Origin of the sequence: Streptomyces alboflavus, assembly GCF_000716675.1 — a bacterium.
GTDB lineage: Bacteria > Actinomycetota > Actinomycetes > Streptomycetales > Streptomycetaceae > Streptomyces > Streptomyces alboflavus.
Map to the genome: position 1 here is coordinate 1 of NZ_JNXT01000012.1, position 15,930 is coordinate 15,930.

A 15,930-nucleotide genomic window follows, 5' to 3' on the forward strand; every position below is an offset into this window, starting at 1 on the left:
CGCCCACCCCCGGGCGACCTCGCGTCCCACTGCCACGGGTGGGCGGGTGGGAGAAACCCGCCGCGGTAGCGGTGGGCACCCCCACCCACCCGCAGACGAAATCGCGCCAACGTCACCCCCGGAGCCCCACACCGCTTCCGGCGCCCCGCCAGCAACCGTAAGCTCCGCCCCCGACACCGAGTTACCACCGGTAAGGGGACGACACGTGGGGCACGCACGGACGTCAGGAAGCACCCGCAGAACCTTCGTCGCGCGTACAGCGGCCGTCGGCGGGGCGGCCGCGCTGGGGGGCGGGGCCCTGGCGGCCCCGGCACGCGCGGCCGACCCCGCGCCCCGGGCCGGCCGGACGGTCGCCGTGCTCGGCGGCGGCGTCGCCGGGCTCACCGCCGCCCACGAGCTGGTGGAGCGCGGCTTCGCCGTGACCGTGTACGAGCGCAGGGCGCTGGGCGGCAAGGCGCGCAGCATGGACGTACCGAACAGCGCGAAGGGGAACCGCAGGCCGCTCCCCGGGGAGCACGGCTTCCGCTTCATTCCGGGGATCTATCACAACCTGCCGGACACCATGCGGCGCATCCCGTTCCCGGGGAACAGGAACGGCGTCTGGGACAACCTCGTCAGCCCGCCCGAGATGAGCTTCGCGCGGTCGGGCGGCCGGGAGGACATCCGGCTGCCGATCCCGCAGCACACGGGCGACCCGGCCCACCTCGACAAGGACGACATCGCCCGCGCCCTCACGGCCCTGCTCGACACGGCCACGAGCATCCCCGGCCATGAGGTCGCGTACTTCGTCAACCGCGCCCTGGTCTTCCTGACGAGCTGCGACGAGCGCCGCGACGACGACTGGGAGTCGACGCCGTGGTGGGAGTTCGTGCGCGCCGAGCAGATGTCGAAGGACTACCAGCGGGTCCTCGCGATCGGCGTGACGCGCAACATCGTGGCGACGAAGGCCGAGGAGGCCAGCACCCGCACGGTCGGCACGCTCGGCGAGGCGCTCGTGTTCAACGCGCTCGGGCGGGGCGCGGACGGCCCGCCGGACCGCATCCTGAACGCGCCGACCAACGAGGCGTGGATCGACCCGTGGGTGACGCATCTGAAGGCGCTCGGCGTGGAGTTCCGCGTCGGCTGGACGGTGCGCGAGCTGGCGTACGGCGGTGGCCGGATCACGAAGACGGTCGTCGAGAACCCCGACGGCAAGCGCGAGGACGTCGTCGCCGACCACTACGTACAGGCCATGCCGGTCGAGCACGCCCGCAGGACCTGGAGCCGTGAACTCAAGGCGGCAGACCCGCAGTTGGTGCGGTGCGACAAGCTCAAGACGGACTGGATGACGGGCATCCAGTTCTATCTGACCCAGCGGCCCGACGTCGTCGAGGGGCACTTCAACCTCATCGACTCGCCGTGGTCCCTGACCGGCATCGCGCAGGCCGCGCACTGGAAGGGCCGTGACTTCCCCGCGGACTACGGCGACGGCACGGCGGTGGACTGTCTGTCGGTGGACATCTCCGAGTGGGACAAGCCGGGGATGCTCTACGGCAAGACGGCCAAGCAGTGCACGCGCGACGAGGTGGCGCGCGAGGTGTGGGCGCAGCTCAAGGCGTCCCTCAATGACACCGGCAAGACGGCTCTGAGCGACAGCAAGCTGCACTCGTGGTTCCTGGACCCGGGCGTCGACGGCATCGGCGGCCCGAACCCGACCAACGAGGACGAGCTGCTCATCCATCCGGTGGGCACCCTGCACAACCGCCCGTCGGCCGCCACGAAGATCCCGAACCTGTTCCTCGCGGGCGACTACGTGGCCGTCGACATCGACCTGGCCACCATGGAGGGCGCCAATGCCGCGGCCCGCCAGGCCGTGAACGCGCTGCTCGACCGGGTGGGCTCGGACCAGAAGCGGTGCGAGGTGACGCCGCTGTACCGCGCCCCGGAGATCGAGGGCCTGCGGCGCCACGACCGCCTCCGGTACCGGCTCGGGCTGCCCAATCTGCTGGATCTGGGCTGATCCGGGCTGAGAGGGCCCCGGTTCGGGGTACATCCCCGGCATGACACGGCAAGCACAGGGACGCGTGCGGGAGCGGGTGCGGGTGTGGCGCGCGGCGACGGCGGTGGCGGTCGTCGCCGCGCTGGCCGCGGGCTGCACGCTGAAGACGGACCGGGACGGCGACGGCAAGCGGTCCGGCTCCGGGGACGGCGGCCGCGTGCTCGCCGTGAAGATCGACAACGTGGGTCCCGCGCGCCCGCAGACGGGCCTCGACGCGGCGGACGTCGTGTACGTCGAGCAGGTGGAGGCGGGTCTGAGCCGCCTGATGGCGGTGTACGCGAGCAAGCTGCCGCCCGTCGTCGGCCCGGTGCGCAGCGCCCGCGAGACGGACCTGGACCTGCTGCGCCAGTTCGACGATCCGGCGCTCGCCTTCTCCGGCGCGCAGTCCAAGCTGCTTCCGCTCATCGACCGGGCGCCGCTGCGGCCGCTGCCACCGGGCAAGGCCCCGGGCCCCGCGTACTACCGCGGCGGAGGCAAGCCCGCCCCGCACAACCTCTATCTGCGGCCCGCCGCGCTCGGCGTCAAGGCCGAGGCGCGCGGCCTGGACAGCACCGGCTTCACGTTCGGCCCGCGCCCGGCGGGCGGCACGCCACAGACGCGGCACACGGTCCGCTTCCCGTCGGCGCGCTTCGCCTTCACCTGGGTCGAGTACGAGGGGCGCTGGCACATCGCGATGGACGGCACCCAGGCCCGTACCGCCGCGGGCAAGCCCCTGACGGCCGCCACGGTCGTGGTCCAGCGCGTCGACATCCGTGACTCCCGCTTCCACGACCGCTCGGGCAACACCTCGCCGCTGACCCGCTCCGTCGGCGAGGGAACGGCCCGGGTGCTGCGCGACGGCCGCTCCTACGAGGCGCGCTGGGAGCGGCGGACGGCGGCCGACGGGACGGAGTTCACCACGCCCGGGGGCAAGCCGCTGTCGTTCGCGAAGGGTCCTGTGTGGGTGGTGTTCACGAAGGCGTGACGGTTTCGGCCAGGGGGTCGCGCAGACGCTCCGCCGCGTCGGCGACCCGCTGGATCAGGCTGAGGAACAGCGCCCGCTCCTCGTCGGCGAGCGGCGCGAGGAGGACTTCGTTCATCCGGGCCGCGCGCACCGTGAGGCGGCGGTGGACGCGCCTGCCCTCGGCCGTGGGGCGCAGCAGGGCGCGGCGGCCGTCCTGCGGGTCGCGGACCTTGTCGAGGAGGTCCCTGCGGGTCAGCCTGCCGACGACGTCGGCGACGGTGGAGCGGTCCAGGCGCACCCGCTCGCCCACGCCGCGCTGGTCGAGTCCCGGCTCGGCGATCAGGGCGTTCAGGACCGCGAACTGCGGTGAGGTGATCTCCTCGGAGACCATCGCGTTCCACAGCAGGTGGTGTGCCTGCTGCAGGCGTCGGGCCAGGTGGCCCGGGTGGGTGCTCAGGTCCACCGCGGCCATGGCTGCTCCTCACGCACCCGAAGGCATGGGTCGGTATGGATCGGTGTACTGAACGATATCTCCAAGTCGCTTGGTGCGAAGGCATCTTGACGACTCCAGGTGGCAGTGGCAGCGTGAGTCCGGGGTTCACGGAAATAGTCAGTGTGCTGATGAAATCTCGGCGGGAGAGACGAGGTCGGCCCGGATGGACAAGGTGGTCGCTTCGGCCGCGGACGCGGTGGCCGACATCGCGGACGGCGCCTCCCTCGCCGTCGGCGGGTTCGGGCTCAGCGGCGTGCCGACGGTGCTGATCGAGGCGCTGCACGCCCGGGGCGCCACGGGTCTGCACGTCGTCTCGAACAACTGCGGCGCCCTGGACACGGGCCTCGCCGTGCTCCTCGCGGCGGGCCGCATCGCGCGCGTGACGGGCTCGTACATCGGCGCCAACAAGGAGTTCGCCCGCCAGTACCTGGCCGGTGAGCTGGACGTCGAGCTGATCCCGCAGGGAACGCTCGCGGAACGGCTGCGGGCCGGGGGCTCCGGCATCCCCGCGTTCTACACCCCGGCCGGGGTGGGCACGCAGGTCGCCGAGGGCGGTCTGCCGGTGCGGTACGACGGCCGGGGCGGGGTCGCGGTGGCGTCGCCGCCCAAGGAGGTCCGGGAGTTCGACGGCGTCCCGTACGTCCTTGAGCACGCCATCCGCACCGACTTCGCGCTGGTACGGGCGGCGCGGGGCGACCGGCACGGGAACCTGGTGTTCGCCCGGGCGAGCCGGAACTTCAACCCGCTCGCCGCGATGGCGGGGAGGGTGACGGTCGCCGAGGTGGAGGATCTTGTGGAGCCCGGCGCGCTCGACCCGGACGCGGTGCATCTGCCGGGTGTGTTCGTCCGGCGGGTGGTGGAGCTGAGTCCGGCCGAGGCCGCCGCCAAGCGCGTCGAGAACCGGACGGTGAGCTCCTGATGGCCTGGACCCGTGAGCAGATGGCGGCCCGCGCGGCGCGCGAGCTGCGCGACGGCCAGTACGTGAACCTCGGCATCGGCCTGCCCACCCTCATCCCCAACCAGCTGCCGCCCGGCGTGCGCGTGGTCCTGCACTCGGAGAACGGGATCCTCGGCGTCGGCCCCTATCCGGCGCCCGACGCGGTGGACCCCGACCTGATCAACGCGGGCAAGGAGACGGTGACCGTCCTGCCGGGGGCCGCGTACTTCGACTCCGCGCTGTCCTTCGGGATGATCCGCGGCGGCCACATCGACGTGGCGGTGCTCGGCGCGATGCAGGTGTCCGCGCGCGGGGACCTCGCCAATTGGGCCGTGCCCGGCAGGCTCGTCACCGGCATCGGCGGGGCGATGGACCTCGTGCACGGCGCGCGCACGGTCATCGTGACGATGGCGCACACCGCCAAGGACGGCTCCCCGAAGGTCGTCGAGGAGTGCGACCTGCCGCTGACCGGCCGGGCCTGCGTGGACCGGATCATCACCGACCTCGCCGTCCTCGACGTCACCGACGACGGGCTCGAACTCATCGAGTGCGCGCCGGGTGTCGCCGTCGACGAGGTCCTCGCGCGGACGGCGGCGGAGGTGCGGGTGCGGATCCCCGGGACGCGCGCCACCCACCGGCGGCCTGCGGCCCCGCAGGTCCCCCACCAGGCCGAGCCCGCGCAGGCCCCGCGCACCCCCGGCCGGGCCGAGCCCACGCAGGCCCCGCACACCCCCGGCCGGGCCGAGCCCGCGCAGGCCCCGCACGCCCCCGACCGAGCCGGGCCCGCGCACCCCTCACACCGCTCAGGGAGGAGCTCCCGACCATGACCATCGCCCCCTCTCCCCCGCCCTACCGCAGCCTCGAACTCCGCACCCCGCGCGGCCCGCTCGTCCAGGTCCGCGACCCCGAGGCCGTGGAGCTGACCGGCCCCGTCTTCGGCGTCACCGACGTCACGGCGCTGGACGGCGATCTGACCCGGCAGCACACGGGCGAGCCGATCGGGGAGCGGATCACGGTCACCGGGCGGGTCAGGGACCGTCAGGGGCGGCCGGTCCGCGGCCAGCTGGTCGAGCTGTGGCAGACCAACGCGGCCGGCAGGTACGCCCACCGCCGCGATCAGCACGCGGCGCCCCTCGACCCGAACTTCACCGGCTGCGGCCGCTGTCTGACCGACGACGACGGCACGTACACCTTCACGACGATCAGGCCGGGTGCCTACGCGTGGCGCAACCACGACAACGCCTGGCGCCCCGCCCACCTGCACTTCTCCTTCTTCGGCACGGCGTTCGCCCAGCGCCTGGTGACGCAGATGTACTTCCCCGGCGACCCGCTCCTCGCCCTGGACCCGGTGCTGCACTCGGTCACCGACGAGGCGGCGCGGGCCCGGCTCGTGGCCGCGTACGACCATGACCTGTCGGTCCCCGAGTGGTCGCTCGGCTACCGCTGGGACGTCGTCCTGGACGGCCCGTCCGCGACGCTCTTCGAGGAGGGCGGGGCGCGGTGACGGCGCAAGGACAGCGGGGCGCGGTGGCCGCGCAAGGGGAACGGGGCGCGGTGGCCGCGCAAGGGGAACGGGGCGCAGTGGCGGCGCAAGGACGGCGAGGTCCGGTGCCCGCACCGCACGCCCCCACCCCCTCGCAGACCGTCGGCCCCTTCTTCGGTCACGCGCTGCCCGCCCCCGGCGGCCCCGAGATCGCGCCCCTCGCCCACCCCGACACGATCACCCTCCACGGATACGTGTACGACGGCGCCGGGGACCCCGTCCACGACGCCCTCCTCGAAATCTGGCAGCCGGCGCCGGACGGCTCCCGCGCGGGCGCGCCCGGCTCGCTGCGCCGCGACCCCGTGACCGGCCGCCCGGCCGGCCGTGACGGCGTCACGTTCACGGGGTTCGGCCGTGTGCCCACGGACGCGGACGGCCACTGGGCGATCCACACCCTCCCGCCCGGCGGCGCCCCCTACTGTCGGTCGCCCTCTTCGCCCGCGGCCTCCTGAACCACCTGTTCACCCGCGCGTACCTGCGCGACGACCCCGACGACACCCTGCTCACGGACTTGGACGCGGGCCGCCGCGCGACGCTCCTCGCCCAGGCGGGGCCGCCGGGCACCTACCGCTTCGACATACACCTCCAGGGGGAGGGCGAGACAGTGTTCCTGGAGTTCCCGTGAGCGGCGAGGCGTACGAAGTGACGAGCGCGGCCCATGGCGTGAACGGCGCGGCGCACGCTTCGGGGGAATGCCCCGCCCTCGACGTCGGCCTTCTGGCCCCGGGGCGTGCGGGCTCGCCCACGGAGCACGCCACGAGCGACCAGGCCTTTCTCCAGGCCATGCTCGACGCGGAGGCGGCGCTGACGCGGGCACAGGCGGCGATGGGCACGGCCCCGGCGTCGGCGGCGGCCGAGGTCACCGCTGCCGCCGTCGCCGCCCGCTTCGACGCGCGCGCCCTCGCGGTGCGGGCCCGGGCGGGCGGCAATCCGGTGATCCCGCTGGTGGCGGACCTGACGGCGGCGGTGCCTCCGGAGGCGGCGCCTTACGTCCACCGGGGTGCGACCAGCCAGGACATCCTGGACACGGCGGCGATGCTGGTGGCGGCGCGGACGCTCGACCTGCTGCTGGCCGACCTTTCTTTGCTGGAGGGGGAGTTGGCCCGCCTGGCCCAGGCCCACCGGGACACGGCGATGCCGGGCCGCACGCTCACCCAGCACGCGGCGCCGACGACGTTCGGCCTGAAGGCGGCCGGGTGGCGGGCGCTCGTCCTGGACGCGCGGGACCGTGCGACGCGGGTACGAGGAGGGCTGCCGGTGCAGCTGGGCGGGGCGGTGGGGACGCTGGCGGCGGCGCAGGCGTACGGGACCGCCGGACCGTACGCACCGCACACACGGCACGCACCCGACGCACCCGACGCACCCGACGCACCCGACGCACCCGACGCCCAAGATCTGACACTCCGTCTCATCACCACCTACGCAAACGAATTGCACCTCTCCGAACCCGACCTGCCGTGGCACACCCTCCGTACTCCCCTGGCGGACCTCGCCGGGGCGCTCGCCCTCACCGCCGGGGCGCTCGGCAAGCTCGCCGCCGACGTGCTCACGCTCTCCCGCACGGAGATCGGTGAGCTCTCCGAAGGCGGGGCGGGCGGCTCGTCCGCGATGCCGCACAAGGCGAACCCGGTCCGCGCGACCCTGATCGCCGCCGCGGCCCAGCGCGCGCCCGCCCTCGCGGCCACGCTGTACGCCTCGCTGCCCGCCGCCGACGAACGCCCGCCCGGCGCCTGGCACGCCGAGTGGGAGCCCCTGCGGGACCTCCTGCGCCTGGTCGGCGGCGCGGCCCGCGACGCGGTGGACCTGTGCGACCGCCTCCAGGTCCACCCGGCCACGATGCGCGACCACCTGGACCTCACGGCGGGCCTCCTCACGTCCGAACGCCTCATCGTGGAACTGACGCCGTCCCTGGGCCGCGCCCGCGCAGCTGAGCTGGTGTCCGCGGCGGCGGCGAAGGTCAGGACGGGCGGTGGGACCCTGGCAGACGCGGTGGCGGCGGAACTGACGGCGCTCCCGCCCCGGCCTCACGGGGCCGACGGTCCCGCACCCCCCGTACCCGACCTCACCACTCTCACCGAACTCACCGACCCCACCCACTGGACCGGCTGCGCGGAAGCCCTCACGGACCGCGCGCTGAAACGACGTTGAACCAAGCGCGCTCTCAGGCGTCCGCACCGCCCCGACCAGGCACGCCCCGCACGTGAGAAGCAGCACACGTCACCGTCAAGTCACCCCCGTGACACATCCGTGCCTTAAGTTTCGAGATGATCGTGGAACTTCACGCACGGAGGTGAGCACGTGCCCCGACTCGGCGGACGCCCCTGGGTGTTCACCGCGCTGGCCGCCGTGCTGTTCGTCGTCCTCCAGTGCTTCGGTCCCGGATCCGGCGGCGGTGCGGTCGCAGGGCTCGCCGTCGAGGCCAGGGAGTCCGTCGTCTCGTCGGCCTGTGAGGGTCCCGCGGGAGCCGGGGCCGCGTCCGAGCACATGCGGGTCCGGGCCCGGCCGCACGCGTGCCCCGTCACCGACGGGCACGTGGCCGTCGCCGTCACGGTGACGTCGGACGCCCCGGCCGCGCGGCCGTCGCTGCCGCGCCTCGTCGCGTACGACGAGAGCAGACCCGCGGGCCGTGAACTGCCCTCCCTGCTCCAAGTCTTCCGCTGCTGATCGGTGCCGCCGCACCGGCGCCCGCGACCCCCACACACGTCGCCGTGCCGGTCCGTACCGATCCCATGTCACACCGAGCACCTACACGCCCCCCGTGGCGCTCAGGAGTCATTCCCCCATGCAGCCTTTCCTTGACCGTTCCCTTCTCCGTGCCCGTTCGCTGTTAAAGGTCTCCGGAGACCGACGGCACGATCTCACCGCCTCCGTGGTGGTCTTCCTCGTCGCGCTCCCCCTGTGCGTGGGTGTCGCCGTCGCGTCCGGTGTACCCGCCGAACTCGGCCTGATCACCGGCATCGTCGGAGGCATCGTCACCGGGCTGCTGCCCGGCAGCAGCCTCCAGGTCAGCGGCCCCGCCGCCGGCATGACCGTCCTCGTGTACGAGGCCGTGCAGGAGTTCGGCCTCCCCGCGCTCGGCGCGCTCGTGCTCGCCGCGGGCCTGCTCCAGCTGGTCATGGGCGCACTGCGGCTCGGCCGGTTCTTCCGCGCGATATCCGTCGCCGTCGTCGAGGGCATGCTCGCCGGGATCGGGCTCGTCCTGATCGCCGGGCAGCTGTACGCGCTCGCCGACCAGGAGGCCCCCGCGAGCGGGCTCGCGAAGATCGGGGGGCTGCCTGAGCTGCTCGCCGACACCTTCGGCTCCGGTCGCGCGCTGGCCGCGTTCGCGCTCGGGTCCGGCACCGTCGCGGTGCTCCTGCTGTGGCGCAGGCTGCCGGCCGTGTTCCGCACGGTCCCCGCGCCACTCGCGGCCGTCGCCCTGGCGACCGGCGTGTCCCTGCTGTTCTCGATGCCGGTCGCGACCGTCGAGGTGCAGGGCCTGGTCGAGGCCGTGCAGCCGCCCGGCAGCGGCGCCTTCGGTGAACTCCTCGGCCTCGGCGCCATCGGCACGGTCCTCGCGTTCGCCCTGATCGCGTCCGCGGAGAGCCTGTTCAGCGCGGCCGCCGTGGACCGCCTGCACGACGGCCCGCGCACCGACTACGACAAGGAGCTGGTGGCGCAGGGCGCGGGCAACACGGTGTGCGGGCTCCTCGGCGCGCTCCCGATGACAGCGGTGATCGTCCGCAGCGCCGCCAACGTCCAGGCGGGCGCCCGTACGAAGGCGTCACGCGTACTCCACGGCGTGTGGCTGCTGCTGTTCGCGGCGCTGCTGCCCGCCGCGCTCGGCCTCATCCCGGTCGCCGCGCTCGCGGGCGTCCTGGTGCACGCGGGCTGCAAGCTGGTGCCCGTACGGCAGTTGGCGGGGCTGTGGCGTGACCACCGGGGCGAGGCCGTGGTGCTGGTCGTGACGGCCGTCGCGATCGTGTCGGTGAGCATGTTCGAGGGCGTCCTCATCGGCCTCGCGCTCGCGGTCGTCAAAACGGCATGGGAGACGTCCCACGTGCACATCGAGGTCGTCGACAAGGGCGCGGGCCCCATCCGCGCCCACCTGTCGGGAAACGCCACCTTCCTGCGCCTTCCGAAGATCCTCGACGCCCTGGAGGCGCTCCCCCAGGACCGCCCGATCGAGGTCGACCTGACGGACCTGCGCCACCTCGACCACGCCTGCCGCACCTCCCTGGAGAACTGGGCGGCACGGCACAGCGCGGAGGGCACGGAGCCGGTGCGGGTGGCTTCGCAGGTGTGAGCCCGGGCGTGCTGCCCCCGGGGGCGGCGCCCCGGTCCGGTCCCGGCCTCCTGCGCCGGGGCCGGGCACGGGGCGCGCGCCCTGCGGGGTCAGCCCGCACGCCGGGGCGGCCCGCACACCGGGTCGGCCCGCACACCGGGTCGGCCCGCCCTCGGGTCGGCCCGCCCTTGGGTCAGCGCGCCCCGTACACCGGCTGGGGCGTCTCCGCCCGGGAGAGCAGCTTCAGGGCCGCCTCGCCCGCCTCCGCGGCGCTCCAGCGGGCGCCCTTGTCCGCGCTCGGTCCTGGCCTCCAGCCGTCCATGACGGTGATGCGTCCCGCCTCGGCCTCGAAGACGCGGCCGGTGACCCCGGCGGCGGCGTCCGAGCCGAGCCAGACGACCAGCGGGGACACGTTCTCCGGGGCCATCGCGTCGAAACCGCCGTCCACGGGGGCGGCCATCGTGTCGGCGAACGTCCGCTCGGTCATCCGGGTCCGCGCGGCGGGCGCGATGGCGTTCACGCACACTCCGTAGGCGGCGAGTTCCGCGGCGGCGACCAGGGTGAGCCCGAGGATCCCGGCCTTGGCGGCGCTGTAGCAGCCCTGTCCGACGCTGCCCGACAGGCCTGCTCCGGAGGAGGTGTTGATGACACACGCGCGCGGTGCGCGCCCCGCCTTGGACTCGGTGCGCCAGTACGCGGCCGCGTGCCTCAGGGGCAGGAAGTGCCCCTTCAGGTGGACGCGTACGACGGCGTCCCAGTCGTCCTCTTCGAGGTTCACGAGCATCCGGTCGCGCAGGAACCCCGCGTTGTTCACGAGGGTGTCCAGGCGTCCGTACGTCTCCAGGGCAGTGGTCACGAGAGAGGCGGCGCCGTCCGGGGTGGCGACGTCCCCGTAGTGCGCGACCGCCTCGCCGCCCGCCGCGCGGATCTCCTCGACGACTCCGTGCGCGGGGTCCCCGGAGGAGCCGGAGCCGTCGAGGCCCGCCCCCAGGTCGTTGACGACGACCCGCGCGCCCTCGGCGGCGTACGCGCGTGCGTGCGCGCGCCCCAGGCCCCGCCCCGCACCGGTGACGATCACGACGCGCCCCGCGCAGATCCCGGTGGCGGGTCCGGGGCCGGACCCGGTGGCAGCGTTCATGCGGAACTCCCTTTCGTCGGTGATTCGTCGGTGATTCGTCGGTGACCGTTCGATCAGTGGTTCACGGAGGCCGCGTCGAGGAACGCGGGCCGCTCGCCGCCGCCGTGCAGGTGCAGCGCCGCCCCGCTGACGTACCGCGCGCCGTCGGAGGCGAGGAAGACACAGGCGTCCCCGACGTCGGCCGGGTCGGCGAGGCGGCCGAGCGGCACCGTGCGGCCGACCGCCGCGACGCCCTCCTCGTCGCCGTAGTGCAGGTGGGAACTCTCGGTGCGGGTGAGGCCGAGGACGACGGTGTTCACACGCACGTGCGGCGCCCACTCGACGGCCATGGTGCGCGCCAGGTTCTCGAGACCCGCCTTGGCGGCGCCGTAGGCACCGGAGCCGGGTGAGGGCCGGGTGCCGCTGACGCTGCCGATCATCACGATGGCGCCGCCGGTGTCCTGACGGCGCATCACCTCGTACGCGGCGAGGGAGGCGTAGAGCGGCGACAGCAGGTTCAGCTCGACGATCTTCGTCTGGCGGGCCGCGGACGTCTCGGCGAGCAGGCCGAACGGCGTGCCGCCCGCGTTGTTCACCAGGACGTCGATCCCGCCGTGGTCGGCCGCCACCTCGGCGAAGAAGTCGGTGGCCGCGGCCGCGTCCCGCACGTCGAGGGGGCGGAACTCGGCCTCGACGCCCGCCACTTCGACGGGGGCGGCGGGCGGCCTGCGGGCGCAGATCACGACGCGCGCCCCGGCGGCGAGGAAGCGCCGGGCGATCCCGGCGCCGACGCCGCGGGTGCCGCCGGTGACCACGACCATCTGTCCCTTGTCAGTCATGGCTGCTACCTTTCGAAGGCAACTAACAAATGTTTGGTTGAGGACTCTGGTCGAAAGGTAGCGGATCCTCTGATGCCTGTCTCCACCTCGGTCACGGACGCGGGCGTGGCCGTCGTCACCGTCGACTACGCACCGGTCAACGCCCTGCCCGTGCGCGGTTGGTACGCCCTCGCGGACGCGGTGCGCGCCGCGGGCCGCGACCCCGGCGTGCGCTGCGTCGTGCTCGCCGCGGCGGGCCGGGGGTTCAACGCGGGCGTGGACATCAAGGAGATGCAGCGCGACCCCGGCCATGACGCGCTGCTCGGCGCCAACCACGGGTGCTCCGAGGCGTTCTCGGCGGTGTATGCCTGCGAGGTCCCCGTCGTCGCCGCCGTGCAGGGCTTCTGCCTGGGCGGCGGCATCGGCCTCGTGGGCAACGCGGACGCGATCGTGGCGAGCGACGACGCCACGTTCGGCCTTCCGGAGCTGGACCGCGGCGCGCTCGGCGCCGCGACGCACCTGGCCCGCCTGGTGCCCCAGCACCTGATGCGCGCCCTTTACTACACCTCGCGCACGGCGACCGCCGCCGAACTGCACGCCCACGGCTCGGTGTGGCGGGTGGTCCCGCGCGCGGAGCTGCGCGCGGCGGCCCTGGAGCTGGCCCACGAGATCGCCCGCAAGGACGGCACGCTGCTGCGCCTGGCCAAGGCCGCGATCAACGGCATCGACCCGGTCGACGTGCACCGCAGCTACCGCTTCGAGCAGGGCTTCACGTTCGAGGCGAACCTCAGCGGCCTGGCCGACCGGATCCGCGCCGGCTTCGGCGGAAACGGCCACGGCAGCAAGGGATCCGCCGGCCAGGGCCACGGCAGCGAGAAACCCGACAGCGAGTGCCACGGCGGCGAGGACTCCGACGACGACGTCCGCAGCAAGGAGGGGGGACGGTCATGAGCGGCAAGGTGATGACGCCCGACGCGATCGTGGGGCGCCTGGAGAGCGGCATGACGCTCGGCATCGGCGGCTGGGGCTCGCGCCGCAAGCCGATGGCGCTGGTGCGGGCGCTGCTGCGCTCGGACGTCCGCGACCTGACGGTGGTGGCGTACGGCGGTCCCGACGTGGGCCTGCTGGCTGCGGCGGGCCGGATCCGCAAGCTGGTCACGGCGTTCGTGACGCTCGACTCGATCCCGCTGGAGCCGCACTTCCGGGCGGCCCGCGAGCGCGGCGCCTTCGAGCTGGTGGAGCTGGACGAGGCGATGTTCATGCAGGGCCTGACGGCGGCCGCCCAGCGACTGCCGTTCCTGCCCGTCCGCGCGGGCCTCGGCTCGGACGTGCTGCGGGTCAACCCGTCGCTGCGGACGGTCACTTCGCCGTACGCGGACGGGGAGGAGCTGGTGGCGGTGCCCGCCTTGCGCATGGACGCCGCCCTGGTCCATCTGAACCGCGCGGACGCCCTCGGCAACGCCCAGTATCTGGGCCCCGATCCGTACTTCGACGACTTGTTCTGCGAGGCCGCCGACACGGCGTACGTGACGTGCGAGCGGATCGTCGGCACGGCCGAGCTGACCCGGGACGCCGCGTCCCAGACTCTGCTGGTCTCGCGGCACGCGGTGACGGGAGTCGCCGAGACGCCCCGGGGCGCGCACTTCACGTCGTGCGCGCCGGACTACGACCGCGACGAGGCGTTCCAGAAGGAGTACGCCACCGCCGCGCGCACTCCGGAGACCTGGGGGGACTTCAGCACCCGCTTCCTCGCCGGGACCGGCGAGGAGGACTATCACCTGGCCGTGGAGGCCTGGCACAAGGAGCAGCGATGACGGCGACGACCGGGGCCGCGACGGCCACCCGCGCCGAGTACTGCGTGGTCGCCTGCGCCGAGGCCTGGCGCGGCGACGGCGAGGTGCTCGCCTCCCCCATGGGCACGGTCCCCTCGATCGCGGCGCGCCTGGCGAAGCTGACGTTCGCGCCCGACCTGCTCCTCACGGACGGCGAGGCTCTGCTGATCGGGGACGTCCCGGCGGTCGGGGCACGGTCCGCGGTGACGGAGGGCTGGCTGCCGTACCGCCGCCATCTGACGATGGTGATGGGCGGCCGCAGGCACGTGATGATGGGCGCGAGCCAGATCGACCGCTTCGGCAACCAGAACATCAGCTGTGTGGGCGACTGGCGCCGCCCGGACCGCCAGCTCCTCGGCGTCCGCGGCGCCCCCGTCAACACCCTCAACAATCCAGTGAGTTACTGGATCCCCCGGCACTCCCCGCGTGTCTTCGTCGAGCGCGTCGACATGATCTGCGGGGTCGGGTACGACAGCGCCGCGGCGGCGGGCCCGTCGGCGACGCGCTTCCACGAACTGCGCCGCGTGGTCTCGGACCTCGGCGTCTTCGACTTCGCGACCCCGGACCGCACGATGCGCGTCGTCAGCCTGCACCCCGGGGTGACACCCGAAGAGGTCCACGACGCCACGGGCTTCCCGCTCCCCCTGCCGGACGGGGCCCCCCGCACGCGGCCCCCCTCCCCCGACGAACTCCGGCTGATCCGCGAGGTGGTGGACCCGTCCGCCCTGCGCGACCGGGAGGTGCGGGCCCGGTGACGGCACCCGGGCCGCGAACGGCCCTGACCCGGCTCACCGGGGTGCGGCATCCCCTCGTGCAGACCGGCATGGGGTGGGTGGCGGGACCGCGTCTGGTGTCGGCGGTGGCGAACGCGGGCGCGCTCGGGATCCTGGCCTCGGCGACGATGACGCCGGAGCGGCTGCGGGCGGCGGTCCGCGAGGTCAGGTCCCGCACGGACGAGCCGTTCGGCGTGAACCTGCGGGCGGACGCGGGGGACGCGCGGGAGCGGGTGCGGATCATCGTCGAGGAGGGCGTCCGGGTGGCGTCGTTCGCCCTGGCCCCGTCGAAGGACCTGATGGCCGAGCTGAAGGACGGCGGCGTCGTGGTGATCCCGTCCGTCGGGGCGCGGCGGCACGCGGAGAAGGTCGCGGCGTGGGGCGCGGACGCGGTCCTCGTGCAGGGTGGCGAGGGCGGCGGCCACACCGGTGAGGTCGCCACGACCGTGCTCCTGCCCCAGGTCGTGGACGCCGTGGACATCCCGGTGATCGCCGCGGGCGGCTTCCACGACGGCCGTGGCCTGGTCGCGGCGCTCGCGTACGGCGCGGCGGGCGTGGCGATGGGCACGCGGTTCCTCCTCACCGCGGAGTCGACGGTGCCGGACGCGGTGAAGGCCCGCTATCTCGCGGCGACGGTCAAGGACATCACGGTCACCACGCGCGTGGACGGCCTCCCCCACCGCATGCTCCGCACGGACCTCGTGGCCGCCCTGGAGCGCGCGGGCCCCTTGCGTTCCCTGCCCCGTGCGGTGCGCCACGCGGCGGCGTTCCGCCGTGTCTCCGGCACGACGTGGCCCGGCCTGGTCCGCGACGGCCTGGCCATGAAGCGTGGCAAGGACCTGACCTGGAGCCAGGTCCTCTTGGCGGCGAACGCCCCGATGATGCTCAAGTCCGCCCTGGTGGACGGCGATCCGGACCAGGGCTTGATGGCATCGGGCCAGGTGGCGGGCCTGCTGGACGACGTACCGACGTGCGCGGAGCTGGTGGCGAGGGTGGTACGGGAGGCGGAGGAGACGGTGCGGGGGCTGGGCGCCGGGTGGACAGAGGAGCAGGCCTTCACCCCGCCCGAGGGCTGAGGTCTTCACCCCGTCCGACGGTTGACGCTTTGCCCCCGTCCGACGGTTGGGGTTTTCAGCCCGTCCGGCGTTTGAGGACGAGGCCGTTCAGGCCGA

14 protein-coding genes and 2 pseudogenes are annotated in these 15,930 nt (G+C 73.9%); 13 read left to right on the plus strand and 3 right to left on the minus strand.

Going from position 1 to position 15,930, the window contains the following annotated elements:
* Positions 1-205: 205 nt before the first annotated feature.
* Together OO63_RS11335 and OO63_RS11340 are read left to right on the plus strand one after the other, a co-directional pair.
* A complete protein-coding gene (locus OO63_RS11335; protein ID WP_030360174.1) occupies positions 206-1,999 on the plus strand; it encodes a hydroxysqualene dehydroxylase in 1,794 nt (597 codons plus the stop codon).
* 40 nt (positions 2,000-2,039) lie between these two features.
* A complete protein-coding gene (locus OO63_RS11340; RefSeq protein ID WP_030360175.1) occupies positions 2,040-3,002 on the plus strand; it encodes a DUF3048 domain-containing protein in 963 nt (320 codons plus the stop codon).
* Here the strand turns inward: OO63_RS11340 and OO63_RS11345 are convergent.
* Entirely contained in the window at positions 2,989-3,453 is a 465-nt protein-coding gene (locus tag OO63_RS11345) for a MarR family winged helix-turn-helix transcriptional regulator (RefSeq protein WP_030360176.1), read from the minus strand. The genes OO63_RS11340 and OO63_RS11345 overlap by 14 nt on opposite strands.
* Before the next feature lie 184 nt (positions 3,454-3,637).
* On the opposite strand from OO63_RS11345, the gene OO63_RS11350 reads away from it, so the two are divergent.
* The 7 genes and pseudogenes from OO63_RS11350 to OO63_RS11380 all read left to right on the plus strand — a co-directional run bounded on the left by OO63_RS11350 (position 3,638) and on the right by OO63_RS11380 (position 10,239).
* Positions 3,638-4,393, plus strand: coding sequence for a CoA transferase subunit A (locus OO63_RS11350; RefSeq protein WP_030360177.1), 756 nt, complete (start codon positions 3,638-3,640; stop codon positions 4,391-4,393).
* A pseudogene (locus tag OO63_RS11355) lies at positions 4,393-5,013 on the plus strand (CoA transferase subunit B); the annotation flags it as partial. The gene OO63_RS11350 and the pseudogene OO63_RS11355, both read left to right, overlap by 1 nt.
* A 221-nt stretch (positions 5,014-5,234) precedes the next feature.
* Positions 5,235-5,915 (plus strand): protocatechuate 3,4-dioxygenase subunit beta, encoded by a 681-nt coding sequence (gene pcaH, locus OO63_RS11360; RefSeq protein WP_234311277.1) that lies wholly within the window; start codon positions 5,235-5,237, stop codon positions 5,913-5,915.
* A 104-nt stretch (positions 5,916-6,019) separates the two neighbouring features.
* Positions 6,020-6,579, plus strand: a pseudogene (pcaG, locus tag OO63_RS41425) (protocatechuate 3,4-dioxygenase subunit alpha).
* A gap of 38 nt (positions 6,580-6,617) precedes the next feature.
* Positions 6,618-8,102 carry a 3-carboxy-cis,cis-muconate cycloisomerase gene (pcaB, locus tag OO63_RS11370; protein WP_051810770.1) on the plus strand — a complete coding sequence of 495 codons (1,485 nt, stop codon included), beginning with the start codon at positions 6,618-6,620 and terminating at the stop codon, positions 8,100-8,102.
* Between the two features lie 150 nt (positions 8,103-8,252).
* Positions 8,253-8,618, plus strand: coding sequence for a hypothetical protein (locus OO63_RS11375; RefSeq protein WP_030360181.1), 366 nt, complete (start codon positions 8,253-8,255; stop codon positions 8,616-8,618).
* Between the two features lie 118 nt (positions 8,619-8,736).
* Positions 8,737-10,239: a SulP family inorganic anion transporter gene (locus OO63_RS11380; protein WP_234311278.1), complete on the plus strand. Its 1,503-nt coding sequence runs from the start codon at positions 8,737-8,739 to the stop codon at positions 10,237-10,239.
* 172 nt (positions 10,240-10,411) lie between these two features.
* On the opposite strand, the gene OO63_RS11385 is transcribed toward OO63_RS11380, so the two are convergent.
* Both OO63_RS11385 and OO63_RS11390 read right to left on the minus strand, forming a co-directional pair.
* Positions 10,412-11,356, minus strand: coding sequence for an SDR family oxidoreductase (locus OO63_RS11385; RefSeq protein ID WP_051810758.1), 945 nt, complete (start codon positions 11,354-11,356; stop codon positions 10,412-10,414).
* 53 nt (positions 11,357-11,409) lie between these two features.
* Positions 11,410-12,174, minus strand: a complete 765-nt coding sequence (locus tag OO63_RS11390; RefSeq protein WP_030360184.1) for an SDR family oxidoreductase — start codon at positions 12,172-12,174, stop codon at positions 11,410-11,412.
* A 72-nt stretch (positions 12,175-12,246) separates the two neighbouring features.
* On the opposite strand from OO63_RS11390, the gene OO63_RS11395 reads away from it, so the two are divergent.
* Genes OO63_RS11395 through OO63_RS11410 form a run of 4 tightly spaced genes read left to right on the plus strand, consistent with a single transcriptional unit; the run spans position 12,247 to position 15,834 of the window.
* A complete protein-coding gene (locus tag OO63_RS11395; protein WP_234311279.1) occupies positions 12,247-13,104 on the plus strand; it encodes an enoyl-CoA hydratase family protein in 858 nt (285 codons plus the stop codon).
* Entirely contained in the window at positions 13,101-13,967 is an 867-nt protein-coding gene (locus OO63_RS11400) for a CoA transferase subunit A (protein WP_030360186.1), read from the plus strand. Before OO63_RS11395 ends, OO63_RS11400 begins: the two co-directional genes overlap by 4 nt.
* Entirely contained in the window at positions 13,964-14,740 is a 777-nt protein-coding gene (locus OO63_RS11405) for a CoA-transferase subunit beta (RefSeq protein ID WP_030360187.1), read from the plus strand. The genes OO63_RS11400 and OO63_RS11405 overlap by 4 nt, the downstream gene beginning before the upstream one ends.
* Positions 14,737-15,834, plus strand: a complete 1,098-nt coding sequence (locus OO63_RS11410) for an NAD(P)H-dependent flavin oxidoreductase (RefSeq protein WP_030360188.1) — start codon at positions 14,737-14,739, stop codon at positions 15,832-15,834. The genes OO63_RS11405 and OO63_RS11410 overlap by 4 nt, the downstream gene beginning before the upstream one ends.
* Positions 15,835-15,930: the final 96 nt, after the last annotated feature.

Coding starts and splice junctions, on each gene's coding strand:
- OO63_RS11340 (WP_030360175.1), top strand. CDS start 2,040: ATGACACGGCAAGCACAGGGACGCGTGCGGGAGCGGGTGCGGGTGTGG.
- OO63_RS11345 (WP_030360176.1), bottom strand. CDS start 3,453: ATGGCCGCGGTGGACCTGAGCACCCACCCGGGCCACCTGGCCCGACGC.
- OO63_RS11350 (WP_030360177.1), top strand. CDS start 3,638: ATGGACAAGGTGGTCGCTTCGGCCGCGGACGCGGTGGCCGACATCGCG.
- pcaH (WP_234311277.1), top strand. CDS start 5,235: ATGACCATCGCCCCCTCTCCCCCGCCCTACCGCAGCCTCGAACTCCGC.
- OO63_RS11380 (WP_234311278.1), top strand. CDS start 8,737: ATGCAGCCTTTCCTTGACCGTTCCCTTCTCCGTGCCCGTTCGCTGTTA.
- OO63_RS11385 (WP_051810758.1), bottom strand. CDS start 11,356: ATGAACGCTGCCACCGGGTCCGGCCCCGGACCCGCCACCGGGATCTGC.
- OO63_RS11390 (WP_030360184.1), bottom strand. CDS start 12,174: ATGACTGACAAGGGACAGATGGTCGTGGTCACCGGCGGCACCCGCGGC.
- OO63_RS11395 (WP_234311279.1), top strand. CDS start 12,247: ATGCCTGTCTCCACCTCGGTCACGGACGCGGGCGTGGCCGTCGTCACC.
- OO63_RS11400 (WP_030360186.1), top strand. CDS start 13,101: ATGAGCGGCAAGGTGATGACGCCCGACGCGATCGTGGGGCGCCTGGAG.
- OO63_RS11405 (WP_030360187.1), top strand. CDS start 13,964: ATGACGGCGACGACCGGGGCCGCGACGGCCACCCGCGCCGAGTACTGC.